Source organism: Pseudomonas azadiae (assembly GCF_019145355.1).
Lineage (GTDB): Bacteria > Pseudomonadota > Gammaproteobacteria > Pseudomonadales > Pseudomonadaceae > Aquipseudomonas > Aquipseudomonas azadiae.
In genome coordinates, this window is sequence record NZ_JAHSTY010000001.1 from 1,812,400 (window position 1) to 1,836,502 (window position 24,103).

Annotated in this window: 23 protein-coding genes; 12 read left to right on the plus strand and 11 right to left on the minus strand. The window is 61.7% G+C overall.

What is annotated here, in order from left to right; all coding sequences use genetic code 11:
- Nucleotides 1–79: 79 nt before the first annotated feature.
- Complete coding sequence (gene norR, locus KVG91_RS08180) at nucleotides 80–1,624, plus strand: nitric oxide reductase transcriptional regulator NorR (protein ID WP_169376136.1); 1,545 nt, start codon at nucleotides 80–82, stop codon at nucleotides 1,622–1,624.
- A gap of 207 nt (nucleotides 1,625–1,831) precedes the next feature.
- Here norR and KVG91_RS08185 read toward each other — a convergent pair whose 3' ends face one another.
- Nucleotides 1,832–2,734 carry a DMT family transporter gene (locus tag KVG91_RS08185; RefSeq protein ID WP_169376135.1) on the minus strand — a complete coding sequence of 301 codons (903 nt, stop codon included), beginning with the start codon at nucleotides 2,732–2,734 and terminating at the stop codon, nucleotides 1,832–1,834.
- A gap of 137 nt (nucleotides 2,735–2,871) precedes the next feature.
- On the opposite strand from KVG91_RS08185, the gene KVG91_RS08190 reads away from it, so the two are divergent.
- On the plus strand, nucleotides 2,872–3,747 hold the full coding sequence (locus tag KVG91_RS08190) for a helix-turn-helix transcriptional regulator (protein WP_169376134.1): 876 nt from the start codon (nucleotides 2,872–2,874) through the stop codon (nucleotides 3,745–3,747).
- Here the strand turns inward: KVG91_RS08190 and KVG91_RS08195 are convergent.
- The 7 genes from KVG91_RS08195 to KVG91_RS08225 form a co-directional block, all read right to left on the minus strand.
- Nucleotides 3,744–6,245: a LuxR C-terminal-related transcriptional regulator gene (locus tag KVG91_RS08195; RefSeq protein WP_169376133.1), complete on the minus strand. Its 2,502-nt coding sequence runs from the start codon at nucleotides 6,243–6,245 to the stop codon at nucleotides 3,744–3,746. The genes KVG91_RS08190 and KVG91_RS08195 overlap by 4 nt on opposite strands.
- Nucleotides 6,246–6,455: 210 nt before the next feature.
- Nucleotides 6,456–7,814: a DUF1329 domain-containing protein gene (locus tag KVG91_RS08200; RefSeq protein WP_169376132.1), complete on the minus strand. Its 1,359-nt coding sequence runs from the start codon at nucleotides 7,812–7,814 to the stop codon at nucleotides 6,456–6,458.
- 26 nt (nucleotides 7,815–7,840) lie between these two features.
- Complete coding sequence (locus KVG91_RS08205; protein WP_169376131.1) at nucleotides 7,841–9,631, minus strand: DUF1302 domain-containing protein; 1,791 nt, start codon at nucleotides 9,629–9,631, stop codon at nucleotides 7,841–7,843.
- Nucleotides 9,632–10,114: 483 nt separating this feature from the next.
- A complete protein-coding gene (locus KVG91_RS08210; RefSeq protein WP_169376130.1) occupies nucleotides 10,115–11,026 on the minus strand; it encodes an SDR family oxidoreductase in 912 nt (303 codons plus the stop codon).
- Between the two features lie 467 nt (nucleotides 11,027–11,493).
- Nucleotides 11,494–12,396, minus strand: coding sequence for an alpha/beta fold hydrolase (locus KVG91_RS08215; protein ID WP_169374561.1), 903 nt, complete (start codon nucleotides 12,394–12,396; stop codon nucleotides 11,494–11,496).
- Nucleotides 12,396–13,175, minus strand: coding sequence for a class II aldolase/adducin family protein (locus KVG91_RS08220; RefSeq protein WP_169374560.1), 780 nt, complete (start codon nucleotides 13,173–13,175; stop codon nucleotides 12,396–12,398). Before KVG91_RS08220 ends, KVG91_RS08215 begins: the two co-directional genes overlap by 1 nt.
- 194 nt (nucleotides 13,176–13,369) lie before the next feature.
- Nucleotides 13,370–13,825: a flavodoxin gene (locus KVG91_RS08225; protein WP_169374559.1), complete on the minus strand. Its 456-nt coding sequence runs from the start codon at nucleotides 13,823–13,825 to the stop codon at nucleotides 13,370–13,372.
- A gap of 128 nt (nucleotides 13,826–13,953) precedes the next feature.
- Between KVG91_RS08225 and KVG91_RS08230 the strand changes: the two genes are divergently transcribed.
- On the plus strand, nucleotides 13,954–14,421 hold the full coding sequence (locus tag KVG91_RS08230; RefSeq protein ID WP_169374558.1) for a PAS domain-containing protein: 468 nt from the start codon (nucleotides 13,954–13,956) through the stop codon (nucleotides 14,419–14,421).
- A 60-nt stretch (nucleotides 14,422–14,481) separates the two neighbouring features.
- Nucleotides 14,482–15,087 (plus strand): hypothetical protein, encoded by a 606-nt coding sequence (locus KVG91_RS08235; protein WP_169374557.1) that lies wholly within the window; start codon nucleotides 14,482–14,484, stop codon nucleotides 15,085–15,087.
- A 2-nt stretch (nucleotides 15,088–15,089) separates the two neighbouring features.
- Here KVG91_RS08235 and KVG91_RS08240 read toward each other — a convergent pair whose 3' ends face one another.
- Entirely contained in the window at nucleotides 15,090–16,040 is a 951-nt protein-coding gene (locus KVG91_RS08240) for a MerR family transcriptional regulator (RefSeq protein ID WP_169374556.1), read from the minus strand.
- Nucleotides 16,041–16,255: 215 nt separating this feature from the next.
- Here KVG91_RS08240 and KVG91_RS08245 point away from each other — a divergent pair, with 215 nt between their 5' ends.
- The 6 genes from KVG91_RS08245 to KVG91_RS08270 are packed head-to-tail and all read left to right on the plus strand — an operon-like array spanning nucleotide 16,256 to nucleotide 19,185.
- Nucleotides 16,256–16,813, plus strand: coding sequence for an antibiotic biosynthesis monooxygenase (locus KVG91_RS08245; RefSeq protein WP_169374555.1), 558 nt, complete (start codon nucleotides 16,256–16,258; stop codon nucleotides 16,811–16,813).
- A 56-nt stretch (nucleotides 16,814–16,869) separates the two neighbouring features.
- Nucleotides 16,870–17,580, plus strand: a complete 711-nt coding sequence (gene folM, locus KVG91_RS08250) for a dihydromonapterin reductase (protein ID WP_169374554.1) — start codon at nucleotides 16,870–16,872, stop codon at nucleotides 17,578–17,580.
- Nucleotides 17,581–17,600: 20 nt separating this feature from the next.
- Nucleotides 17,601–18,161, plus strand: coding sequence for a GTP cyclohydrolase I FolE (gene folE / locus KVG91_RS08255; RefSeq protein WP_169374553.1), 561 nt, complete (start codon nucleotides 17,601–17,603; stop codon nucleotides 18,159–18,161).
- Between the two features lie 2 nt (nucleotides 18,162–18,163).
- Complete coding sequence (folX, locus tag KVG91_RS08260; RefSeq protein ID WP_169374552.1) at nucleotides 18,164–18,535, plus strand: dihydroneopterin triphosphate 2'-epimerase; 372 nt, start codon at nucleotides 18,164–18,166, stop codon at nucleotides 18,533–18,535.
- Between the two features lie 22 nt (nucleotides 18,536–18,557).
- Nucleotides 18,558–18,854, plus strand: coding sequence for a DUF1244 domain-containing protein (locus tag KVG91_RS08265; protein ID WP_010206472.1), 297 nt, complete (start codon nucleotides 18,558–18,560; stop codon nucleotides 18,852–18,854).
- A complete protein-coding gene (locus tag KVG91_RS08270; protein ID WP_076949942.1) occupies nucleotides 18,847–19,185 on the plus strand; it encodes a HopJ type III effector protein in 339 nt (112 codons plus the stop codon). The genes KVG91_RS08265 and KVG91_RS08270 overlap by 8 nt, the downstream gene beginning before the upstream one ends.
- A 186-nt stretch (nucleotides 19,186–19,371) precedes the next feature.
- On the opposite strand, the gene trxB is transcribed toward KVG91_RS08270, so the two are convergent.
- Complete coding sequence (trxB, locus tag KVG91_RS08275) at nucleotides 19,372–20,334, minus strand: thioredoxin-disulfide reductase (protein ID WP_169374551.1); 963 nt, start codon at nucleotides 20,332–20,334, stop codon at nucleotides 19,372–19,374.
- A 282-nt stretch (nucleotides 20,335–20,616) separates the two neighbouring features.
- On the opposite strand from trxB, the gene cysZ reads away from it, so the two are divergent.
- Together cysZ and KVG91_RS08285 are read left to right on the plus strand one after the other, a co-directional pair.
- Nucleotides 20,617–21,384: a sulfate transporter CysZ gene (cysZ, locus tag KVG91_RS08280; RefSeq protein WP_169374550.1), complete on the plus strand. Its 768-nt coding sequence runs from the start codon at nucleotides 20,617–20,619 to the stop codon at nucleotides 21,382–21,384.
- 54 nt (nucleotides 21,385–21,438) lie between these two features.
- A complete protein-coding gene (locus KVG91_RS08285) occupies nucleotides 21,439–22,617 on the plus strand; it encodes a glycosyltransferase family 4 protein (protein WP_169374549.1) in 1,179 nt (392 codons plus the stop codon).
- 373 nt (nucleotides 22,618–22,990) lie between these two features.
- On the opposite strand, the gene KVG91_RS08290 is transcribed toward KVG91_RS08285, so the two are convergent.
- Nucleotides 22,991–24,094: an NADH:flavin oxidoreductase gene (locus tag KVG91_RS08290; RefSeq protein WP_169374548.1), complete on the minus strand. Its 1,104-nt coding sequence runs from the start codon at nucleotides 24,092–24,094 to the stop codon at nucleotides 22,991–22,993.
- Nucleotides 24,095–24,103 lie beyond the last annotated feature (9 nt).

Genomic DNA, 24,103 nt, shown 5'->3' on the forward strand with positions numbered 1-24,103 from the left:
TAAATTTCAATGCGTTAAATAATACGTAGTCAGTATGACTTCCTACGCTTTATAGTCATAAGGACTACAAGGAGTCATTATGACTGCGCAACCGTTGCTCACCACCCTCCTGCCGCTGGTCGCCGACCTGTCCCGCGAACTGCCCGAAGGCGAGCGTTATCGCCGCCTGCTGCAAGCCATGCGCGCCCTGCTCCCTTGCGATGCCGCCGCGCTGTTGCGGCTGGACGGCGAATGGCTGGTGCCGCTGGCCGTGGATGGTTTGAGCGCCGACACCCTCGGCCGACGCTTCAAGATCAGCGAACACCCGCGTTTCGCCGTGCTGCTGGGCAGCCCCGGCCCCACGCGTTTTGACAGCGACAGCGAATTGCCTGACCCCTACGACGGCCTGGTCGACGGCCTGCACGGGCACCTGGAAGTACACGACTGCATGGGCTGCCCGCTGTTCGTCGACGACCAGCCCTGGGGCCTGCTGACCCTGGATGCGCTCGACACCGAACGCTTCGAACGCGTAGAGCTGGACGCCCTGCAAGCCTTCGCCAGCCTCGCCGCCGCCACCGTCAACGTCGCCGAACGCATCGAGCGCCTGGCGTTGCGCGCCGAAGACGCGCACCAGCGCGCCGAGATCTACCGCCAGGCCAGCGGCCAGCAGCACACGGAAATGATCGGCCAGAGCAAGACGCACAAGCGCCTGGTCGAGGAAATCAAGCTGGTGGGCGGCAGCGACCTGACCGTACTGATCACTGGCGAAACCGGCGTGGGCAAGGAACTGGTGGCCCAGGCCATTCATGCCGCCTCAACCCGCGCGGACAAACCGCTGATCAGCCTCAACTGCGCCGCCCTGCCGGAAACCCTGGTGGAAAGCGAGCTGTTCGGCCATGTACGCGGCGCCTTTACCGGTGCATTGAACGAGCGCCGCGGCAAGTTCGAACTGGCCAATGGCGGCACGTTGTTCCTGGATGAAGTCGGCGAACTGTCGCTGACGGTGCAGGCCAAGCTGCTGCGGGTGTTGCAAAGCGGCCAGTTGCAGCGCCTGGGGTCGGACAAGGAGCACCGGGTGGACGTACGCCTGATCGCGGCCACCAACCGCGACCTGGCCGACGAGGTCCGCCAGGGTCGCTACCGCGCCGACTTCTACCACCGCCTGAGCGTGTACCCGCTGCAAGTCCCGGCGCTGCGCGAACGCGGGCGCGACGTGTTGCTGCTGGCCGGTTTCTTCCTTGAACAGAACCGCTCACGCATGGGCCTGGGCAGCCTGCGCCTGACCAGCGATGCCCAGGCGGCGCTGCTTGCCTATAACTGGCCAGGCAATGTGCGCGAGCTGGAACATTTGATCGGACGCAGCGCGCTTAAAGCCCTGGGCAACTGTCGCGAGCGTCCGAAGATTCTCAGCCTGAGCGCCCAGGACCTCGACCTGCCCCCTGTCAGCGCGCCGTTGGTTGAAGAACAGACTGAGGTTGTGCCCATTGTCACCGGCGACCTGCGCCAGGCCACCGAGCACTATCAACGCCACGTGATCAACGCCTGCCTGGAACGCCACCAGCACAACTGGGCCAGCGCCGCCCGCGAACTGGGCCTGGACCGCGCCAACCTCGGCCGCATGGCCAAGCGCCTTGGCCTCAAATAGCCCGAACAACTCGGTCCAATGTGGGAGCTGGCTTGCCTGCGAAAGCGCCGTGCCAGCCGCCGGATTCTTCACTTTTTCGTGCCATGCACGGAAATTGCGAACACGACCAATCCCCTGTGGGAGCTGGCTTGCCTGCGATGGCGGTGGGTCAGTTAAAGGTAAGCTGACTGATACACCGCCATCGCAGGCAAGCCAGCTCCCACATTTTCAGACCGGTTTCGTCTTGAAGGTTGGGCTCGCAACCTTCGGTTTTCGAAACACCAACACATTCCCCGCCATCACCAACACCAACCCCATCAACGCCGGTGCCGTCCACTGATAGCCCTCGACAAACGCCGACACATTCAACGCCACCACCGGAAACAGCACCGTGCAATACGCCGCCCGCTCCGGCCCCATCCGCCCTACCAGGGTCAGGTAAGCGGTAAACCCGATCACCGACCCCGGGATCACCAAGTACCACAACGCGCCGACATACCGCGCGCTCCAGTCCATCTCGAACGGGATCCCACGCACCGCGCAGTAGGTTGCAAGCATCAAGGCGCCATACGCCATGCCCCAGGCATTGGTGGTCAGAGGCCTGAGCCCCGCCTTCTGCTGCAAGCTCGACAGCATATTGCCCGCCGAGAAACACATCGTCCCCAACAAGGCCAGGCCCAGGCCCAGCAAGGTCTGCGGACTGGTGGTGTGCCCCACCAGTTCCGGCCAGAACAACAGGCCCAATCCCATCAACCCCAGTCCGCCACCCATCAATACATTGCGCGCCACGCGCTGGCCGAAGAACACTCGGGCGTTCAGTGCGTTCCACAGCGTCGCCGTGGAAAACACCACCGCCACCAGACCGCTGGGGATCCACTGGCTGGCCGTGAGAAAGCACATGAAGTTCACGCAAAACAGGCACAGCCCCTGGGCCACGCAAATCAGGTGCCCGCGTCGGTTCATCACCTGCAACTTGCGACTGAGCAGCAACAACGCAAACAGCACCAGCGCCGCCAGGCCGAAGCGATACACGATCGACACAGGAATCGCCACCACGCCCAGTTGCCATTTAAGGGCGATCCAGGTGGTGCCCCAGATCAGCACGGTGAGTAAATACAGGGAAAGGTTCATAGCGGGCTCCGTCGATTGAGCCACAGTGTCGTGCCTGAGCCGTGTTGCGTTCTTGCACATTCTTGCGCTTTTGTCGGGCGACGGGATCACAGCGCCAACCGCGGGGAGTAGGATGCAAGGCGTCGGAGAAACGAACCATGCCTGATCTGCAATCACTGCACGTTTTCCAAGCCCTTAATCGCTCGCCCAACGCACGCCTGGAAGCCTGCGCCGAGCTCGGTGACGGCGTGTCCGCAGCGTTGTGGAGCAACCAACACGACGCACAGGATTACCAGGCACCCAGCCATCACACCTTGTCCTGCTACATCGGCGGCGGCACCGGCACCTTTCGGCGTGACCAGCCGGGCACCAAGGGCGGGCCCGACAAACTGTGCATCCTGCCTGCCGAGCATCAGTCGGCCTGGGTGATCAACGGCGAGATCCGCCTGGCCCACGTGTATTTCAGCCCGGAGCAGTTCGCCCTGGGCTGCGTCACCCTCCTCGACCGCGAACCGCGCACGCTGCACCTGCGCGAGAGCACTTTTCTGGAAGACGCCGGCCAGGCTCGGCGCTTTCACCAGTTGATCGCGCTGAACTGGCACGAACCCGCCGAGCGCTTGCTGACCAGCAGCCTGGCCCATGAACTGCTCAGCCACACCCTGCTCAGCCAGGTGGGCGCCCGCGACGGGCTGCGCCTCAAGGGCGGGTTGGCGGCGCATCAACGGCGATTGTTGGTGGAGTACATCGACCAGCATGTGGAAGAGCCGATCAGCCTGGGCCAACTGGCCGGACTGTGCGCGTTGTCGGAATACCATTTCGCGCGGATGTTCCGCCAGAGCTTCGGCCTGCCGCCCCATCAATACCTGCTGGCGCGACGGCTGGCCCGTGCGCAGGCCCTGCTGCGCGGCGGCCCCCTGGCCCTGGGAGAGATTGCCTTGATGTGCGGTTTTTCCAGCGCCAGCCACTTTGCCCGTCGCTTCCGCCAAACCATGGGCGCCACGCCCGGTGAATACCGCCAGGCGTTCTGCGCCTAGGTCATCAACCCCAGGGTTTTCGCCTTGGCCACTGCTTGCGTACGCCGCTCCACCCCTAACTTGCTGTGGATGCGCCGCGCATGGGTCTTGACGGTGTGCAAAGAGATGAACAGGCGATCGGCAATTTCCAGGTTGGAGTTGCCGAGGGCGATTAACTGCAGCACTTCCAACTCGCGCTGGCTGAGAGGATTGTCCAATGCGCCCGAAGTCGATACCGCCGGTTCCATGCCCAGCTCGCTCAACAGCGCGGGCGAACGCAGCCGCAGTTCGCGGATCGCCTGCTGCACCTGGCAACGCGCCGCCAGCGCCAGCCCGGTTTGCAGCGAGCGGCGCGCCAGGATGGGGTCGCCGACATGCCAGGCGACCTCGCCCAGCACCAGGTGCAGTTCGGTTTCCAGGCAGAGCATGCCGCGTTGACGCGTGGTTTCCAGCAGGGCGTTGAGCCGCGCCAGCGGCTGCTCGGCACAGCCCAATTTCACCTCCGCCAGCACCAGCAGGTACTCCAGACGCGGGATCAGCTCCAGGGTGGCCGGCGGCGCTTGCTTGGCCTGGGGCCCGCGAAAATGGCGAAGGACGCGGCGCATCGCTTGCGCGGTCAATTCGGCGCGGCCCTGCTGCAACCAGAAGTGCCCGCTGACCAGCAGCAGCACCGCGCGGTACACCGTGTCGGGCACCTGACGTTGCTGCATCAGCCGTTCGGCCTCGCGCAATTGCACAAACGCTTCGGCGTAATCGCCACGGTTGGCGGCCAACAGCGCCAGGCCGAGAAACCCGTAGAGCACGCGCTTGTCCTGGCTGTGCAGGCACATTTTCAAGCCGGTCTCGAAACATTCGGCGGCCAGGCTGTCCTGTCCCTGGCGCAACGCCAGATGCCCGCGCCGCAGCGCGATACGCCCCACCAATGGCCCGGCCGTGAGTTGCTGTTTGAGCAGCATCGCCTGCACGTTTTCCAGCAGGCTCTGGGCGCGATAGGGGGCGCCGCGCTGTTCCAGCAATTGCGCATGATCCAGCTCGAGCAAGGCTTCGAGCAGCAACGAGCCGTGGGCGCGGGCCAGGCACAACGCCTCGCGGTTGAGGGTCTGGGCTACGTCCAGTTCACCGCGCAGCAAGGCTTGTTGAGTGAGCCCCGACAAGCACATCAACCGCGACGTCCAGGCGCTGTCGGGCAAGGCGTGCAGCGCTTCGATAAAATGTTCGCGCGAACGCTCGGCATCGCCGTCCAGATGCAACAGCCAACCCCACTGCGCCTGCCACCGCGCCAGCAGGTAGCGTTGTTGCGCCGCCGTCGGTTGCGGCGCGAACCGTGCAAGCTGATCGATACACTGCGCGGCCTGCTCGAAACGCCCGGCAAACAGTAACGCCGCTGTCACCAGCCCCACCAGTTGCGCCGAACCGAGCATCAATTCATCGCCATGCTCTTGATGCAGACGCAACAGCAGCACGGCGTTCTGCTGGCGGAACAGGTCTTCGAAACTGAAGTGCTGCAACAGGCTGACCGCCACTTCGTATTCTTCGGCCAGCAGCGCCTGTTCAAACGCGGCTTGCCAGTCCTGTTCGGCGGTGAACCATTGGCAGGCACGGCGATGCCAGGAGCGCTTGGCCGGCCAGGGTTCATCGCGCAGCAATTGCGCAAGCGGAGGGAAAACCTGCAGCCAGTCGGTGTCTTCCCAAGGCTGGATAAACGCGCCGAGGGCCTGCAGATCGCGCAGGTATTGGCCACCGTCGCCGGCGCCGAACAGGTGCTCGCATAACCCCGGGTTAAAACGCGGCAAATGAGCCAGCACGCGCCAGGCTTCGGCCAGTTCGGGCGCCAAGGTGTTGAACAGCTCGTGTTGCAAATAATCGAGCAAGGTTTTTTCCGGATGGCCTTCCCCCAGCAATGCGATACGCACACCGGCGCACCAGCCGGCACTGAACTGCATGACGCTGTCGACGGACTGTCCTGGCGAATGAATAAGCAGTTGCTGGATCTCGGCAGGGTTGAACGCCAGGTCGGCGCCGCACTCCAGCAGTTCGTCGTCGAGCAGCAACCGGGGCCAATTGCACAGGGGCCGACGCCGCGCGCCGAGCCACCAGGTCAAGGCCGGGCTGCTGACGGTAAGCAGGCGGTCGAGCAATGCGTCGGTTTCGGGTGTGGGCAAGCGGCAGAAGTCATCGACGAACAACCACGCCGGGGCCTGCCAGCGAGCCAGGTCCAGCAGCAGCGTCGCTTCATCGGTGAACGGCAGGCCGAGGTTCTGCGCCAGGCGCCGACAAAAATCGCTCGGGCCCAGGGCAACGCCATTGAGCGGCAACCAGTACACCTGGCAGCCCGCCGGCACCTGCAATGCGCATTCGGCCAGCAGCGCACTCTTGCCGCTGCCGCCAGGCGCGCACAGCAATTTGACCCGCACCGGCGCCGCCAGCAACGGCTCGGCCAAGCGCGGGCGCAGCAGATGGTGGGCGGACAGCCGAGGCATGAATCCAGGACGGTCCAGGCAGCGTGTCATGGCGGTCATTGCTGCATCCTGCGTTCTTATTGTTATGCAACCTGACGTCTACCCTAGTCCTGTGGCTGGCGTTTGTTGAAGAAAGATTCAGCACAATGATTGAAAGACATGCACAAAACCCACTGTGGGAGCTGGCTTGCCTGCGATGGCGGTGGTGAATTCACTACCGCTATCGCAGGCAAGCCAGCTCCCACAGTTGGATGGTATTTCAGGTGAGAATCAGCGAACGCCGGAGGCCCTCAATGCCGCCGGGGTGTAGTCCGCCGCCCGGGCATTGAAGCCGAACACAAAGCTGCTCTTCTCTTCGTTCTTCATGCCCAACGCGAGGTAACGGCCGGCAATGATGTCGTACAGGGTTTCCACGGTGTAGGCCGGGGTCTGGTGGTTGTAGTAGAACTGCGCATGACCTTCGGCAACCCGCCACAACTGGCCACGGCCATCGTAGTGATCCACCAGGGCCACCTGCCAGCTGTCTTCGTCGATGTACATGTGGCGCTTGGCGTAGATATGCCGCTCGCTCGGCTTGACGGTGCCCACCACTTCCCACACGCGGTGCAGCTCATAGCGGGTCAGGTCCTGGTTGATGTGGCCGGCCTTGATGATGTCGTCATACTTGAGCGTCGGCTGGTCGAGCTTGTAGCTGTTGTAGGGGATGTAGATTTCCTTCTTGCCCACCAGCTTCCAGTCGTAGCGGTCCGGGGCGCCGGAGAACATGTCGAAGTTGTCGGACGTGCGCAGGCCATCGGACGCGGTGCCCGGCCCGTCATAGGCCACTTGCGGTGCACGACGTACGCGACGCTGGCCGGCGTTGTAGATCCACGCCAGGCGCGGCTCCTTCACCTGGTCGAGGGTTTCATGCACCAGCAGCACGTTGCCCGCCAGGCGCGCCGGCGCGGTCACTGACTGCTTGAAGAAGGTCAGCACGTTGGCGCCCTTGGCCGGGTCCATGTCCGGGATCAGCTGGGGCACCGCCACTTCTTCCTCGAAACGGATCGGCGTGTAGCTGCCGTTGGTCTGAGGCGTGGCTTGGGTGATGATGCGGCGCAGGTTGCCCCCGTGGTAGCGGGTGATGTGGTTCCACAGCACCTCCACGCCATTCTTCGGAATCGGGAAGGCGTAGTAGCGGTTGCCGGTGAAGTTTTCCAGGCCGTTGCCGTCGTTGATCGCCTTGACGTTCAGCGCGCTGCGCTTGATCGACTCGTAGATGTCCGGCGGCAGGTTGACCGTGCGGTGGGTCGGGTAGACCGGGATCTTGTAGGTCTCGGGGTAGCGCTTGAACATCGCGACCTGGCCGTCGGAGAGTTTGTCCTTGTATTTGTCGACCGTGGCCGCGGTGATCACGAACAGCGGCTTTTCACTGGCAAACGGGTCGGCGAGAAAGCCTTTGCTGTCCACCGCGCCGGCGTTTTTCGGGATGCCGCCGGTCCAGGCCGGGATCGAGCCATCGGCGTTACCGGCTTTTTCGGCGCCCACCGGGGTCAAAGTGGTGCCCAGCTTGGCCGCCTCATCCGGCGACACAGCGGCCATTACGTTGGCTGCCAACAGGCTGAGGGCCATTACCGCAAATATCTTACGCATAGAGTCTTGTCCTTCTTTAAGCCAAATCAGAAGTTCACGCCGAAGCTGAGGGCGAGGAAGTCACGGTCGGTCAGGGTGTTGTAGTCACCGCCGAAAAAGTCGGTGTAGCTGAGGCTGGCGGTGTAGGTGTTGCGGTAGTCCGCGTCGACACCTGCGCTGATGGCCTTGGCGCCTTTGTTGAACAGGCCGTTGGGGCCGTAGCCGGCGACGTCGTGGGACCAGGACAGGTTGGGCTTGAGGTTGATCCCGGCGATCACGTTGTTGTAGTCCAGGATCGCCCGCGCGCGGTAGCCCCAGGAGGTGGAGGTGACAAAACCGTCGGTATCGCCCTGGAAACCATAGGCGCCATACACCGAGTCGCGGCCGTAGCGCAGCTTGGATTTATCTTCCAGTCCGCCGACGTGCACGATGGCCGCTTCGCCCACCAGGGTCAGGCGCTCGGCGCCCAGGACCTGGTCGAAGAACTGGGTCATGCTGCTTTGGATCTGGGTGATTTCCTTACGGCGGTAGCCTTTATTGTCGGAACCGAAGTTGCTGCGGATGGGTGAGGCGAGTTGGCCGGCGACGGGATTGATCAGGGCCAGGGTCAGGTCGGTAGTGTTCAATTGCACCGGCGCATTCGGACGGTAGCTGATTTCCCCGGTCCATGCTGTCCCAGTGGGCAGGGTGGTGGAAAAACTGGCGCCGAACAGACGAATATCTTCCGGATAGTCGAGGTAGTACTGGCCGCGACCGAGCATCAGGCTTTGGAGCAGGCCGGCACCGGAGCCCGGCGCGATGGCGTTGGCGGTGCCGGAGATCGCGCCGAGCGTAGCCAGGCTGGTCGTGTTGGTGATGGTGCCCACGATGGGCGTACGGCTGTGGTAGTTCATGAAGTACAGGCCGTACTCCGTGTCGTCCCCCAGCCAACGCAAGGCCGTGCCGAACTGGCCTGAATCGCGGGCATCACGGTCGCCGGCGCGGCGCACGATCACCCCTTCGTTGACCACGCCAAACCCTTGGCCAAACGCAGCGGCCACTGGTTGCAGCGGCGCGATCGCAGGGTTACCCACCGTGTAGTTATTGGTGCAGCCATCCGCCGCCACATCGCTGCCAAAAAAAGTGCCGCAATTATCCAGCACCGTCTGGTCCCACTCCAGCTGGTAGAAACCCTCGACGGTCAGTTGGTTGGTCAGGCCTTGGGAGGCGAACAGCATGTTCACCGGGATCAGGCCTTCCTTGATTTCGGCACCCGGGCGGCGAAACGCCGAGACGTCGATGGGGTTGATGCTGTTGATGGAGTTGCCGATGAAGGTACTTTCGCCCCAGCTCACCACCTGCTTGCCCGCGCGCACGGTGCCCGGCAGGTCGCCCAGCGAGTAGTTGTGATACACGAAGGCGTCGAGGATCTGCGCACCGCTGGATTTGGCGCCTTCCTTGCGGTTGTGGTCGCTGATTGGCTTGAACTCTCGGTCTTCGTCCTTGAGTTCAAAGTCGTACCAGTACTTGCCGCGTACAAACACGCCGGTGTCGCCGTATTTCAATTCAAGGTCATGCAGCCCCTTGAAGATCTTGGAGAAGGTCTCGCCCTTCTTGAAATTCAAGCGCCCGTCATCACCGGTGGACGCTTGGCCGGTACCGCCATTGACGGTACTCACCAGTTTCTTGTCGGCATCGCGCATGCCCCAACTCGAACCGACCGACAGCGAGGAATCGAATTGCCCTTCGATCTCGCCAATGTTGAATGAAACAGCCTGTGCCTGGGCACAGCAACCCAATGCAACCGCAGCGGCCAGCGCCTGTGGCTTGAAGATGGCGCGCATTGTTGTTTTTGTCATGCGTCTTCCCCGGTGAGTGACAGAAGGCCCCACCCTACTGCCGCCCGAGAGGAGCGATAAGCGCACCAAGGAGGGATTTGTGTTGTCGCTCGAAAGGATTAGCGGGCGCTCTGGCCTGGGTCTGGGCGCGGGCATGCGCCGCATGGATCACGGAATATCAGGAGAATGGATGGCACGCGCTGGCACTGTTGCAATTTGCGTAACAGTCCTTGTCATGAACCGGCATTACTCATCTTGTTACAAGCAATTATGCTTAGCGGGCTTTCAGGGCCAACGGCCCGCTTCCCTCGCTGGAAGAAAAGCCAGATTTGAATGGATTGATGATTTTTTTCAACCCGTTACCGGTGTTCACTGACGTTGATTTGTCGCTCCTTGATCCAACGTCTTACTTCGGCCGCTGCCTGTGCAGCGGCCTTTTTTATGCCTGGAATAAAACGGGGCGCCATCAGCGCCCCGTAGGATTCAAGCTTTTTCAAGCAATGATCACAGGCTGTATTTCTGCAAATTGGCCATCATCTCCTTCAAAGCCTCGATGTTGTCCCTGGGGTGGGCGGCCCCTTCAAAATCGCAGATTTGCTGCCAATGCGCCGCCACATCCTCGGGAGAGAACCCGGCTTCGGGGTCAAAGCCCACGCCCAGGCTGCGCTCCCAGCGAGTCTTGCCGATCCAGCCGCCGCCGACTTCAAACAGGCCTGAGGTTTCCTGGCACGCCTCGCTGCCCAGGTACACCACCAACGGGCTGACCAGCTCCGGCTTGAGGCGTTCGAACACGTGCGGCGGGATCAGGCCTTCGGTCATGCGTGTCGCGCCGGTGGGGGCAATCGCGTTGACCAGAATGTTGTTCTTGCGGCCTTCCAGCGCCAGGGTGCGTGTCAGCCCATACAGGCCGAGCTTGGCCATGCCGTAGTTGGACTGGCCGAAGTTGCCGTAGATGCCTGAGGTGGACGCGGTAAAGATCACCCGGCCGTAGCTTTGCTCGCGCAGGTGGGGCCAGGCGGCGCGGGTGACTTTGTAGGCGCCTTCGACATGCACCCGGTAAACCAGGTCCCAGTCGCTGTCGTCCATCTTGTGAAAGGTCTTGTCGCGCAGGATGCCGGCGTTGTTGACCACCACGTCGATACGGCCGAAAGCGTCGAGGGCGTTCTGTACGATCTTGTCACCGTCGGTGACAGAGTCATGGTTGGCCTCGGCAATGCCGCCGGCTTCGCGAATTTCCGCCACGACCCGATCGGCGGCCGAGGCACTCGCGCCTTCGCCCTGGGTAGAGCCGCCCAGATCGTTGACCAGTACTTTGGCGCCATGCCGGGCGAACAGCAGCGCATGGGCCCGGCCCAATCCGCCGCCAGCCCCGGTGACGATCACGACCTTATCCTGGAACTGCACTGACTCACTCATACCGAACTCCAATGGCGACAATGGGAATGGGTCGAGTGTCAGGCACGGGAGCGCGGGTCACAACAGACACGGTTGAGGCTGAATGGTGCGCGATAAGGCACGGGGATGATGGCGCTCACTGTGGGAGCTGGCTTGTGTGGGAGCCGGGCTTGCCCGCGATGGGATCGCCTCGGTGTGCCCGTGACAACGCGGTGATGCTATCGCAGCATGGGTATCTACACATCTTTGTAGTGAGCGGGCTTGGCGAATCGTCGCACCGCCCGCGCTGGGTGGCGAAGCCGCCCCAATAAAGACACCGCGCAGTTTCAGGCAAACCCAATTCGTCTGGTTTGGGGCCGCAGCCCAGCGCGGGGCAAGCCCGCTCACTACAGGAGGTTTTTTAGCCTTTAAAAATTGTGTAGATAGCTAGGGCCATCGCAGGCAAGCCAGCTCCCACATAAATCTCTACATCTGCTGGAGATTTGCTCTCAGGAATAGGCCGCCCGCGACACGGGGCAACTAATCCGCTCACGAAACGCCAGGTAATGCTTGAGCACCTGCACTGGCGCTTCGATCTGCGGGTAGTGACCGATATTGGCCAGCAGCACCGTGTCGGCGTGGGGCACCAATTGATGGTAACGCTCCACCATATGGGCACCAGAGATCGGGTCGATCTCGCCGTCGATCACCCGCAACGGCACTTGACCCTGTTGCATCGCTGCGACCCAACGCTCACGCAGTCGCCGCCGCTGGGGAAGGTAGCCGATGAGCTTGTGCAGGATGCGCGTACCGCCGTGACAGTCGATCAGGCTCCAGAAATCATCCAGGGCGCTTTCACTGGGGCGGGTATCAGGCCCAAAGATCTGGTTGAAACTGTTGGCCAAGGCATTGCGTCCGAAGGCGCGGCCGATCACCCATCCCAGGGGGCTGAGCAAGAGTTTTTGCATCAGCGCCGGCCGATGGGTTTCAGGAAACAGCCCGCCGTTGAGAAACACGCAACTGGCCATGTGAAAGCGGCCTTCGTAGTGTCGAGCCAGCAATTCCTGGGCAACGCTGTCGCCGTAGTCGTGGGCCAGCACGTGTATCGGCTGCTCAACGCGCAAATGTGCCAGCAGCGCCTGTTGCAGATCCGCTTGTTCCAGCAGGCAGTAGCCATGGTCCAACGGCTTGGCCGAGTCGCCAAAACCGAGCATGTCGCAGGCAATCACCAGGTTGCGCTGGGCCAAGGGTTGCCACAGGTAATGCCAGTCCCAACTGGCGGTGGGGAAACCATGGATCAACAGCAACGGCTCACCCTGCCCCGCCACCCAATAACGGATGGTGCGGCCCTGGAAGTCGAGTGCCTGGCTGCGTTTGCGCCAGACACTGAGCGGAATCTCGGCGAGTGGCATCAGGTTTTATACCCTGGGTCCCGACTGTCCAACGTGCGCAGCAACGCCGGCCAGGCCAATGCGCCCCCCATGCCTTGCGCGCTCTGGGTGACCGCCGCGACCATCGCCTTGGCACCGGCGAGTATCTGCGGCCCGATGGGTATTAATTCAGCGCCGCCGTTTTGTGCCAGGACCTGAATATCGCAGGCGCGCTGGAAGGTAAACATCATCAAGAAGGTGTCGGCGATGGTGCTGCCGCAGGTCAGCAGGCCGTGGTTATGCAACATCAGGAAATTTTTTTCGCCAAGATCGGCCTGCAACCGGACCTTTTCTTCAGGGTTCAACGCCACCCCTTCGTAGGCGTGATAGGCCAGGCTCGACAACACGAATATCGATTGCTGGCTGATCGGCAACACGCCTTGCTTCTGCGCCGCCACCGCGACACCGGCGGCGGTGTGGGTATGCAACACGCAGGTCACGTCGTGACGCACCTCGTGGATGGCGCTGTGGATGGTGTAGCCCGCCGGGTTGATCTCGTAGGGGCTGTCCATCAGCTTGTTGCCTGCCTGGTCGACCTTGACCAGGCTCGACGCGGTAATCTCATGGAACATCAGCCCATAAGGGTTGATCAGGAAATCATCGGTGCCGGGTACCTTGGCCGAGATGTGCGTGAAGATCAGGTCGTCCCAACCGTGCATCGCCACCAGGCGATAACAGGCTGCCAGGTCGACGCGGGTTTGCCACTCGGCAGCGCTGACCTGATCTTTGAGATGCGGTGACGGAACGGGGGCTAGGCTCACGGTAACGATCTCTTTGGCGCATTTTCTTATTGTTTTTTTAAGTGATGGGCCAGTCTAGCCAGGCCTCAACGCCGCCGTAGTTGCCTTGGCAGCCAGCTTGATGACCCTGCGAGTCAGCGTTGAGAATAGTCCAGATCCGCACAAGTGACGCCAGAGAAGTGCCGCCAAGAAAGCCACGGAACGGGCGTTTGCAGTCAACCGCGCAGCGCAATTACCAATTCGGCCAGCCACGGTTCGGCGTCCGCTTCCGGGGTGACGCTTTCGCTGGCGTCCAGGCGCAGCATCGGCAGCACTTCGCGCACGCCCAGTTCGCCAAACAGCTCGCGCAGTTGCTCGCCGCCGGCGCAAAAAGTATCGCCATAGCTGGCGTCACCCAGGCCGATCACCGCACCGGGCAGACCGCGCCAGGCGGCGGGCAGTTGGTCGCGGATGCTCGAATACAACGGCTGCAGGTTGTCGGGCAGCTCGCCCATGCCGGTGGTGGACGTCACCGCCAGGAAGGCGTCCGGTGCAAACGCCTGCACATCCGCCAGGTTGGCGCGCGGGTTGTGCCAGGCCTCGAAACCGGCGGCATTGAGGATACCGGCGGCGTGGCGGGCCACTTCTTCAGCGGTGCCGTAGACCGAGCCGGAAAGGATGGCGACTTTCATCAATCTGATCCTGTAATTGAGCGAAAGCCTGGGATATTAGCAGCTGACGCAAATTTTTCGGTGCGCCCCGTGCAACATTCAGGCGTTGCCATAAACTCCATACTCCACAACAAGCCATGGACCGCTCAATGATTAATGCCAAGCTGATGCAATTGGTGATCAACGCCTCTAACGACGGCATCGTCGTCGCCGAACGGGAAGGCCCGGACAAGCCGCTGATCTACGTCAACCCGGCATTCGAACGCATGACTGGCTACACGCTGGATGAAATCCTCTATCAGGATTGCCGCTTCCTGCAGTCGGGCGACCGCGATCAGCCAGCCCTGATGGCGCTTCGGGAGGCCCTGGAAAGTGGCGCCGCCTGCCGCGAAATCCTGCGCAATTACCGCAAGGATGGCAGCCACTTCTGGAATGAACTGTCAGTTTCAACGGTTTATAACGAGGCCGACAGGCAGACCTATTTCGTCGGCGTACAGAAGGACGTCACCTTGCAAGTCAAAGCCCAGCAGCGCGTCACCCAGCTGGAAGCTGAATTGACACTGGTAAAAGCCGAGCTGGCGTCGCTCAAAGCGACGAGCGGATCTAACAAAATTTAGAAAAAGGAGTCAGTAGAGGGGATAATGGCATTTTAGCACCCCACCTATTGAGCAAAAGCGATGCAACGCGACGCGCTTCTGACCCAGGATGAGCTGGAGTTCATCCAGAACATGCAGCACAACCCGCAACTCAACGTGCGGGACGCGTCATCGAGCCTGACGGTCAACGGTGGCGCGCAGATCCGCGACTTGCTCACGCGCCTGGCCGCTCATGACCATGTCACCCTCCAGGCCCAGTTCGACAATCAGCAACTCACTTTTCCGCTGCAATTGGTGGAGGACGAGTTTCACGCGGTGCACCTGCGCCTGGGCGTGCCGAGCATCTTCGAGGATGGGCCGATGATCCGGCCGTGGCGCCTGGTGCTGGAAACGCCGGTGGCCTTGGAGAATATCAAGGGCACCCCAGGCGCGTTGTGGGCGCATGAAGTGTCGTTCAAGGGTGTGCTGATAGAGATTCGTGGCCGGATCAAACCGCCAAAGACCTTTTCGCTGTGGTTCAGCCCCTCGGGCTATGAACGCATAGCGTTGCGCGGAACGTTCGAACGGGAAACCGCGCGCGGGCAGTTCGCCTACCGACTGAGCCAAAGCAACGCCGATGAAACCGAGCGTCTGCGCCAGTTCATCCTGCACCAGCACCGCCTGGTTCATCCTGAAGTGCATGCCTGATATCAGGTGTCGAGGCTACCGCTCAGGAATAGCTGCAAGCGGCGTTGCATCAGTTGCCCTTCATTACCCAGGCACCCGATTGACGAGCCCGCCAGGTTTTCCTGCGCCAGGTCCGCGGCATCGCCGGCCAGCAACAACGGGCAATTCAATGTCATCGCCAGGCGCTTGAGCCGCTGTGGCAGATCACTGCCGGGGGCACGATTGGAAAACAGCACCAGGGCTTGCGGCTGGGTCTTCTCACAAATCAGTGTCAACTCATCGAACGGCTGGCCGATGCCCAGTAGTTTTACCGCAAGGTCTTGCGCAGCCATCAACAGACCCGCGACCAGCAACTCCAGCTCGCGGCATTCCCCGGCAATGGCCGCCACCAGCACGCGCGGCCCCGGTACGGCGGCGGCCGCCTGGAGGCGTTGCGCGGTGCGCGAGCGCAGGAAGCTGTCCAAGAACAGCCATTCGCTGGCTTGGCCGAAACGCCCCTGGTGACGCAACAATTGCTGCCAGAGCGGCATGAGGATGTCTTGAAACACGATGGGCAACGGGTAAGCGCAACAGACCTGGCCGTACAGCAGATCCAACTGGCGGTCATCGAATGCGCTGATTGCCATGCGCAGTTGGCGTTGCCACTGGCGCCACGCAAGCGCAGCCTCGGAAGCTGCACCAGGTTCGCCGAGCCGCTCGCCGCGTGCCAGGATCCTGGCCACTTTACTCACCGCCACGCCACGTTCGATCCAATCGAGAATCCGGTGCACCGTGTCGATGTCGGTGCGCGAATACAACCGGTGCCCGCTTTCGGTGCGGGTGGGCTGGATGAGGCCGTAGCGTCGTTCCCAGGCACGCAAGGTCACCGGGTTGACGCCGGTCAGCCGAGCGACTTCACGAATCGGGAAAAGATCACCGGAACCGGGGGCACTCACTGGAGAGGTTTCGCGCTGGGGAGCAATAATGTCGGGCATCAGGGGTCAAAAACATCCGAGTCGATGTGGATCCCATTTAACGCTTATTCGACAGGTCGATTCAAGATGCACGGCGGACCGACCAAAGTATCTGGCGTATTTCGCTGAAACAGGAATAATCCTTGCCTGTCATTTCAACAAAGCTGCAGCATCCCGCAGCTTCGTTTGTGCGCCGCCTACCCGGCCCAGCGCACCCGCCTATCTGGAGATACACAATGTCTACCTCTCCCGTCACCCTGATGGTTGCGCGCCGCGTGGCCAAGGGTCGCTACGAAGAACTGATGGCCTGGCTGCGTGAAGGCGAGCAATTGGCCACCGACTTTCCCGGTTACCTGGGTTCGGGCGTGCTTGCACCACCGCCCCATGATGATGAATTCCAGATTATTTTCCGCTTTGCCGATGAAAAAACCCTGCATGCCTGGGAGTTTTCCGCGTCCCGCAGTGCCTGGCTGGGCCGTGGCAGCGAGTTGTTTGCCGACCCGTCCGAGCACCGTGTACGGGGCATCGATGGCTGGTTCGGCGCGGCAGGCGCACGGCCGCCACGCTGGAAGCAGGCTGTGGCGATCTGGCTGGCGTTCTTTCCGGTGTCACTGCTGTTCAACTTTGTGCTGGGCCCGTTGCTCAATGAACTGGAGTTGCTGCCCCGTGTGCTGGTCAGCACTCTGGCGCTCACGCCCTTGATGGTTTACCTGTTTATCCCGTTGTCCACCCACCTGTTGGCGAACTGGCTGCACCCAACCCCTGCGCGCAAGGTGCGTGAAGCCGCCGCTTGAGCACAGGTGCGACGCTCGCTGGTATAGTTTCACTCTGCCAGCGACTCGAGCCTCCCATGACTGCAACGAACGCCCCGATCCTGATCACCGGTGCCGGCCAGCGTGTCGGCCTGCATTGCGCCCAGCGCCTGCTGGACGAAGGCCACTCGGTGATTTTCAGCTACCGCAGCGAACGGCCCGGCGTGCAGGCGCTGCGCGAGCGTGGCGCGATAGGCGTCCATGCGGATTTCTCCGATGAAGCCGGAATCCTGGCGTTCATCGCTGAACTGAACACCCATACCCAACGCTTGCGCGCGATCATCCACAACGCATCGGCCTGGGTCGCTGAAATGCCTGGCGACGAAAGCCGCGCCTTCATCGACATGTTCAGCGTGCACATGCTTGCGCCGTACCTCATCAACCTGCATTGTTCACCCTTGCTGCAACGCTCGACACCGGCTGACATCGTGCACATCAGCGACGACGTCGTGCGCAAGGGCAGCCGTCAGCACATCGCGTACTGCGCCACCAAGGCCGGGCTCGACAGCCTTACGCTGTCGTTTGCCGCGCAGTTCGCGCCACTGATCAAGGTCAACGGCATCGCCCCGGCGATGGTGATGTTCAACGACGGCGATGACGACGCCTACCGCGCCAAGGTGCTCGCCAAGTCGGCCCTGGGCATCGAGCCCGGCCCCGAGGTGATCTACCAGAGCCTGCGTTACCTGCTGGACAACCCCTACGTCACCGGTACCACCCTGACCGTCAACGGCGGGCGGCATATCAAGTAAGCCGTTTTTGAGGATGTTGTATGACTTTGTCCCTGCCGCAACACTACCGCGAGATCCTCAAGGGCCTGGGTGAAGACCCGGAGCGCGAAGGCCTGCTCGACACCCCCCAGCGCGCCGCCAAGGCCATGCAGTACCTGTGTCATGGCTACGGGCAGAACCTGGAAGAGATCGTCAACGGCGCGCTGTTCGCCTCCGACAATGACGAGATGGTGATCCTCAAGGACATCGAGCTCTACTCGCTGTGCGAGCACCACCTGCTGCCCTTTATCGGCAAGGCCCATGTGGCCTATATTCCGACCGGCAAGGTACTGGGCCTGTCGAAACTGGCGCGCATCGTCGACATGTTCGCCCGGCGCCTGCAGATCCAGGAAAACCTCACGCGGCAAATCGCCGACGCCATCCAGGACGTGACCCAGGCCGCCGGCGTGGCCGTGGTGATCGAAGCCAGGCACATGTGCATGATGATGCGCGGCGTAGAAAAACAGAATTCAACCATGAACACCTCCGTGATGCTCGGCGCGTTCCGCGGGTCGACCACCACGCGCATGGAGTTCCTGCAACTGATCGGACGGAGCAAGTAGCAATGCCACAACTTCAACCAGGCATGGCACGCATCCGGGTCAAGGACCTGTGCCTGCGCACCTATATCGGCATCAACGAGGATGAAATCCTCAACAAGCAGGATGTGCTGATCAACCTGACCATCCTGTATGCCGCCCAGGAAGCCGTGCGCGACAACGACATCGACCACGCGCTGAACTACCGCACCATCACCAAGGCGATCATCGCCCATGTCGAAGGCAACCGCTTTGCCCTGCTGGAGCGCCTGACCCAGGAACTGCTGGACCTGGTGATGGGCAACGACTCGGTGCTGTACGCCGAGGTCGAAGTGGACAAGCCCCATGCGCTGCGCTTTGCCGAATCGGTGTCGATTACCCTGGCGGCCAGCCGCTAACCCTGAACCTGCAGTGAGCCTTATGAACGATCAACAACGCCTCGAACTCGAAGCCGCCGCCTTCCGCCGGCTGGTAGCCCATCTGGACAGCCGCAAGGATGTGCAGAACATTGACCTGATGAACCTCTCGGGCTTCTGCCGCAACTGCTTGTCCAAGTGGTACAAGGCCGAAGCCGATGAGCGCCAGATCGAGCTGAGCCTCGATGACGCACGCGAAGTGGTGTACGGCATGCCCTACGCCGAGTGGAAAGCCCAGTACCAGAAAGAAGCCAGCGCCGACCAGCAGGCGGCGTTCGCCAAAGGAAAAACCCATGACTGATTTGAACACCCTGCGCGCCAGCCTCGACAGCGGCGAACATGTTTTTGCCGATACCCTGGCCTTTGTTGCCGCCGGCTACGACTACCAGCCGCAAGCCTTCACCAACGGCGATGTTGAAAACGCTGCCGGGCAGAATGAAGGTTCGTGCAAGACCCTGGGGTTGGCACTGCTGGAAGGGTTGAGCGACCAGCAAGCGCTGCTGGCGTTCGGTGAGCATTACCGTTCGGTGGTGGCCACGCCTGAGGGCAGTGACCATGGGAATATCCGGGCGTTGATTGCTCATGGTTTGGCGGGTGTGAAATTTACTGCGCCACCCCTGACCCGCCGCTGATTCAATTTGAAAACCCGGTCAGTGTGGGAGCCGGGCTTGCCCGCGATGACGGTGTGACTGATACACCGCCATCGCAGGCAAGCCAGCTCCCACAGTGATGGGGTTAGCACTTCAAGATTGCGGCGCTGTTTAAATCCCGCGCATAAAAAAACCGGCCTCGCAGCCGGTTTTTTTGGTTCAACAGGTTCAGAACGTAGCGTTCTGCAGCCCGTCGAGGTAACGCTCGGCATCCAGTGCCGCCATGCAACCGGCGCCGGCCGAGGTGATGGCCTGGCGGTATACGTGATCGGCCACGTCACCAGCGGCGAAGATACCTTCGATGTTGGTCGCAGTGGCGTTGCCTTCACGGCCGCCCTGCACCACCAGGTAACCGTCTTTGGCTTCCAGCACGCCTTCGAACAGCGAGGTGTTCGGGGTGTGGCCGATGGCGATGAACACGCCGTCGACTGTCAGCTCGTCGAAGCTGCCGTCATTGTTTTTCAGGCGCGCACCGGTCACGCCCATGTTGTCGCCCAGGACTTCGTCCAGGGTGGCGTTGAGCTTGAGGATGATCTTGCCTTCAGCGACACGGGCGTGCAGCTTGTCGATCAGGATCTTCTCGGCGCGGAAGGTCTCGCGGCGGTGAACCAGGGTCACGGTGCTGGCGATGTTGGCCAGGTACAGCGCTTCTTCCACAGCCGTGTTGCCGCCGCCGACCACGGCGACCGGTTTGTTGCGGTAGAAGAAACCGTCGCAGGTCGCGCAGGCTGAAACGCCTTTACCCATGAACGCTTCTTCCGATGGCAGGCCCAGGTAACGGGCGCTGGCGCCGGTGGCGATGATCAGCGCGTCACAGGTGTACACGCCGCTGTCGCCGGTCAGGCTGTAAGGCTTTTTCGAGAAGTCGACTTTGTTGATGTGATCAAACACGATTTCGGTTTCAAAGCGCTCGGCGTGTTCTTTCATACGCTCCATCAGCACCGGGCCGGTCAGGCCGTGGACGTCGCCCGGCCAGTTGTCGACTTCAGTGGTGGTGGTCAACTGACCGCCCGCCTGCATGCCGGTGATCAGCAGCGGCTTGAGGTTGGCTCGGGCAGCGTAGACGGCAGCGCTGTAACCGGCAGGGCCGGAACCGAGAATAATCACTCGCGAATGACGGGTAGCAGACATGACTCACTCCTATCGACCGCCCGGACTACAAGGCGGCTGGAATAAAAAAGGGACCACGAAGCACTTGGGGAAGGCTTGAACTCGCGGGCCCTGAAAATAATGGGTGCAGCGTATCGAGGGGGGCAAGATTAAGGAAATACGCAATAACAATCCAGCTCATAGGCGGTCTCTATGCAGTCGACCCGGTTGATCGACACGTTTGTTACTGCTGATGTCGCCGCTTTCGCCCAAGAGGCAAAGCCGGTAAGGTCGGCGCGTTCGTCCCTTTGCTCGGAGTTCTCCATGCCCGCCCCTGTTCTTTCCGGCCCGCAATACCTGCGTGAAGGCCTCAAACTGGTGTTGAGCCCTGGCTTGCGCCTGTTTGTGCTGCTACCGCTGGCGATCAACCTGGTGCTGTTCGTCGGCTTGATCTACTTCGCCGGTCATCAGTTCAGCCTGTGGGTCGACCACCTGATGCCGACGCTGCCGAGCTGGCTGAGCTTTCTGAATTACCTGATCTGGCCGCTGTTTGTGGTGCTGGTGGTATTGATGGTGTTTTTCACCTTCACCATGCTGGCCAACATCATCGCTGCGCCGTTCAATGGCTTTCTCTCGGAGAAAGTCGAAGTGGTGGTGCGCGGCACCGACGACTTCCCGGCCTTCAGTTGGGGCGAGCTGATCGCCATGGTGCCACGCACCCTGGCGCGGGAAATGCGCAAGCTGGGCTACTTCCTGCCGCGGGCCATCGGCCTGTTTATCCTGTCATTCATTCCCGTGGTCAACCTGATTGCCGCGCCGCTATGGCTGTTGTTCGGCGTGTGGATGATGGCGATCCAGTACATCGACTACCCGGCAGACAACCACAAACTGGGCTGGAACGAAATGCTCGCCTGGCTGCGCCAGAAACGCTGGCAGAGCATGAGCTTCGGCGGGACTGTCTACCTGGTGTTGCTGGTGCCGGTGGTCAACCTGCTGATGATGCCGGCGGCGGTGGCGGGCGCGACGTTGTTCTGGGTGCGCGAGCAGGGCGCCGAGGCGATGGCGCAGCAGCCGAAAGTGACCCAGTCATAAATCCATCATGCCAGTGACACAATGACGACATGGCCCACGACGACACTGTGGGTCATGACGACAGCTTCGCTCCACATCACCCTCATCACCGAAACCTTCCCGCCAGAGATCAACGGGGTGGCCAATACCCTCGGCCGCCTGTGCGAGGGCTTGCGCGCACGTGGCCATCAAGTCGAGCTGGTGAGACCGCGCCAGGGCGCCGACCAGAGCCGTCCCAGCGACGACGCATTGCTGCTGTGCCGAGGCTGGCCGTTGCCGGGTTACCCAGGCCTGCAATGGGGCCAGTCGTCGATGCACAAGTTGCTGCGACGCTGGACGCGCCAACGCCCGGACGTGCTGTATATCGCCACCGAGGGGCCGCTGGGGCTGTCGGCATTGCGTGCGGCGAGACGTTTGGGGATCAGCGTCGTCAGCGGTTTCCACACCAATTTCCAGCAGTACTCGAACCAGTACGGCTTGAGCTTGCTCAGCCGCATGGTCACCCATTACCTGCGCTGGTTTCATAACCGCTCGAGCCTGACCCTGGTGCCCAGCGCCAGCCAGCGCCTGGAACTGGAGCGCAGGCATTTCGAACGCTTGGGGATGTTGTCGCGCGGCGTGGACAGCCAGCTGTTCCATCCTGCGAAACGCGATAACGCGCTGCGCGAAAGTTGGGCCTTGAACAGCGGACAAACCGCCGTCCTTTATGTGGGCAGGCTGGCGCACGAGAAGAACCTTGGGTTGCTCAAGCGGTGCTTCGAGACGTTGCAGGCCACCTACCCGCAGCGCCAGATGAAACTGATCATCGTCGGCGATGGGCCCCAGCGAGCGATGATGGAAAAGGACCTGCCGGAGGCGATCTTCTGCGGTGCCTTGCGTGGTGAAGAACTGGCGCGGCACTACGCCTCAGGTGATGTGTTCCTGTTCCCCAGCCTGACCGAAACGTTCGGCAACGTGGTCCTGGAAGCGATGGCATCGGGGTTGGGCGTGGTGGCCTATGACCAGGCGGCGGCAACCCAGCATATTCGCCACGGCTACAACGGGGTATTGGCAATGCCGGGAGACGAGAACGCGTTTTGCGAGGCTGCCAATTGGCTGCTGGAGGACGCCGAAAGCCTGCGTCGCATGCGCCTGAATGCGCGCCAGCACGCGAGTCGACAGGGCTGGCCGGCGATTATCGAGCAGTTCGAGAACCAATTACGAGGTGTATGCGGCGAGCACACTGTGATGCCCTCGCTGCCTTACGCAAAATAGAAAGCCCACGGGGCACACCATCGTTTGGCTGCGCATGGGATGATTTACTTGATATTTAAGTTGGGAACGAGCAGCGCCCGCTTACCAATCATTGGTACCTGCTGCGTTAAGCAGGGCCTTTGAATCAATGGAGAGATCGATCATGCCAATTTATGGAATGGGTGTACGAAACGGAGTCAACATGCCAACTGCAGAATGGACGCGTCAGCAACAGTGGTTGGATCAGTCTCGAGCAGAACCGCCCGTCTACGGCCAGGCTGGGCATCAAAAAGATCCGAACAAAATTGATCACCGCAACGAGCTGAGTAAGAGACCGCAGTATTAATCACCCGTGCAGCAAAACTCCCTGTGCGCGCACAGGGAGTCCAGCCACTCACACCAGGGTCGTCAACGCCTCACGACTGAATGGCAGAATGTCGCCCTCGCGGCCTTCGCGCACCTTCACCGCCCAATCCGGATCCACCAGCAGCGCGCGGCCTACGGCGACCAGGTCGAACTCGTCGTTGTTCAGGCGCTCCAGCAGTTTCTCCAGGCTCGCCGGCTGCGCGACCTTGTCGGTGTTGACCATGAACTGCAGGAACTCGCCATCCAGGCCAACGCTGCCGACGGTAATGGTCGGCTTGCCGGTGAGCTGGCGGGTCCAGCCGGCCAGGTTGAGGTCGGAGCCTTCGAATTCCGGCTCCCAGAAACGACGGGTGGAACAGTGGAAAATGTCCACACCGGCGTCAGACAACGGCTGGAGAAATTCCCCCAGTGCTTCGGGGGTTTGCACCAGGCGCGCGGTGTAGTCCTGTTGTTTCCACTGCGAAAAGCGAAAGATGATCGGGAAGTCCGGGCCAACAGCGGCGCGGGTGGCCTGGATCAACTCGATGGCGAAGCGCGAGCGATTGGCCAGGCTGCCGCCGTATTCGTCGGTACGCTGGTTGCTGCCTTCCCAGAAGAACTGGTCGACCAGATAGCCGTGGGCGCCGTGGATCTCCACACCGTCCATGCCGATGCGCTGGGCGTCCTTGGCGGCTTGGGCGAAGGCGTTGATCACGTCCTTGATGTCCTGGGCGGTCATGCCGTGGACCACCACATTGCCTTCCTTGAGTTTTTCCATCGGGCCGTAGGCCGGTACGCTGGCATCAGGCTCGGTGCCAAGACGGCGAACGCTGCCCACGTGCCACAACTGCGGGACGATCTTGCCGCCTTCGGCGTGTACCGCGTCGACCACTTTCTTCCAGCCGGCCAGCGCGGCCTCACCGTAAAAGTGCGGAACGTTGGGGTAGCCGTTGGAGGCTTGATGGCCGACCACGGTGCCTTCGGTGATGATCAGGCCCACGCCGGCGGCGGCACGGCGGCGGTAGTACTCGATGACCTGGGCATTCGGCACGCCGCCTGGAGAGAACGAACGGGTCATCGGGGCCATGACGACGCGGGTCGACAGTTGCAATGCGCCCAGCTGGAAAGGTTTGAACAAGGCTTGGACAGGCATGGGAGCACT

Excerpts from the sequence above, each read along its gene's own strand:
- norR (WP_169376136.1), top strand. The coding sequence starts at position 80 with ATGACTGCGCAACCGTTGCTCACCACCCTCCTGCCGCTGGTCGCCGAC.
- KVG91_RS08185 (WP_169376135.1), bottom strand. The coding sequence starts at position 2,734 with ATGAACCTTTCCCTGTATTTACTCACCGTGCTGATCTGGGGCACCACC.
- KVG91_RS08190 (WP_169376134.1), top strand. The coding sequence starts at position 2,872 with ATGCCTGATCTGCAATCACTGCACGTTTTCCAAGCCCTTAATCGCTCG.
- KVG91_RS08195 (WP_169376133.1), bottom strand. The coding sequence starts at position 6,245 with ATGACCGCCATGACACGCTGCCTGGACCGTCCTGGATTCATGCCTCGG.
- KVG91_RS08200 (WP_169376132.1), bottom strand. The coding sequence starts at position 7,814 with ATGCGTAAGATATTTGCGGTAATGGCCCTCAGCCTGTTGGCAGCCAAC.
- KVG91_RS08205 (WP_169376131.1), bottom strand. The coding sequence starts at position 9,631 with ATGACAAAAACAACAATGCGCGCCATCTTCAAGCCACAGGCGCTGGCC.
- KVG91_RS08210 (WP_169376130.1), bottom strand. The coding sequence starts at position 11,026 with ATGAGTGAGTCAGTGCAGTTCCAGGATAAGGTCGTGATCGTCACCGGG.
- KVG91_RS08215 (WP_169374561.1), bottom strand. The coding sequence starts at position 12,396 with ATGCCACTCGCCGAGATTCCGCTCAGTGTCTGGCGCAAACGCAGCCAG.
- KVG91_RS08225 (WP_169374559.1), bottom strand. The coding sequence starts at position 13,825 with ATGAAAGTCGCCATCCTTTCCGGCTCGGTCTACGGCACCGCTGAAGAA.
- KVG91_RS08230 (WP_169374558.1), top strand. The coding sequence starts at position 13,954 with ATGATTAATGCCAAGCTGATGCAATTGGTGATCAACGCCTCTAACGAC.
- KVG91_RS08235 (WP_169374557.1), top strand. The coding sequence starts at position 14,482 with ATGCAACGCGACGCGCTTCTGACCCAGGATGAGCTGGAGTTCATCCAG.
- KVG91_RS08240 (WP_169374556.1), bottom strand. The coding sequence starts at position 16,040 with ATGCCCGACATTATTGCTCCCCAGCGCGAAACCTCTCCAGTGAGTGCC.
- KVG91_RS08245 (WP_169374555.1), top strand. The coding sequence starts at position 16,256 with ATGTCTACCTCTCCCGTCACCCTGATGGTTGCGCGCCGCGTGGCCAAG.
- folM (WP_169374554.1), top strand. The coding sequence starts at position 16,870 with ATGACTGCAACGAACGCCCCGATCCTGATCACCGGTGCCGGCCAGCGT.
- folE (WP_169374553.1), top strand. The coding sequence starts at position 17,601 with ATGACTTTGTCCCTGCCGCAACACTACCGCGAGATCCTCAAGGGCCTG.
- folX (WP_169374552.1), top strand. The coding sequence starts at position 18,164 with ATGCCACAACTTCAACCAGGCATGGCACGCATCCGGGTCAAGGACCTG.
- KVG91_RS08265 (WP_010206472.1), top strand. The coding sequence starts at position 18,558 with ATGAACGATCAACAACGCCTCGAACTCGAAGCCGCCGCCTTCCGCCGG.
- KVG91_RS08270 (WP_076949942.1), top strand. The coding sequence starts at position 18,847 with ATGACTGATTTGAACACCCTGCGCGCCAGCCTCGACAGCGGCGAACAT.
- trxB (WP_169374551.1), bottom strand. The coding sequence starts at position 20,334 with ATGTCTGCTACCCGTCATTCGCGAGTGATTATTCTCGGTTCCGGCCCT.
- cysZ (WP_169374550.1), top strand. The coding sequence starts at position 20,617 with ATGCCCGCCCCTGTTCTTTCCGGCCCGCAATACCTGCGTGAAGGCCTC.
- KVG91_RS08285 (WP_169374549.1), top strand. The coding sequence starts at position 21,439 with ATGACGACAGCTTCGCTCCACATCACCCTCATCACCGAAACCTTCCCG.
- KVG91_RS08290 (WP_169374548.1), bottom strand. The coding sequence starts at position 24,094 with ATGCCTGTCCAAGCCTTGTTCAAACCTTTCCAGCTGGGCGCATTGCAA.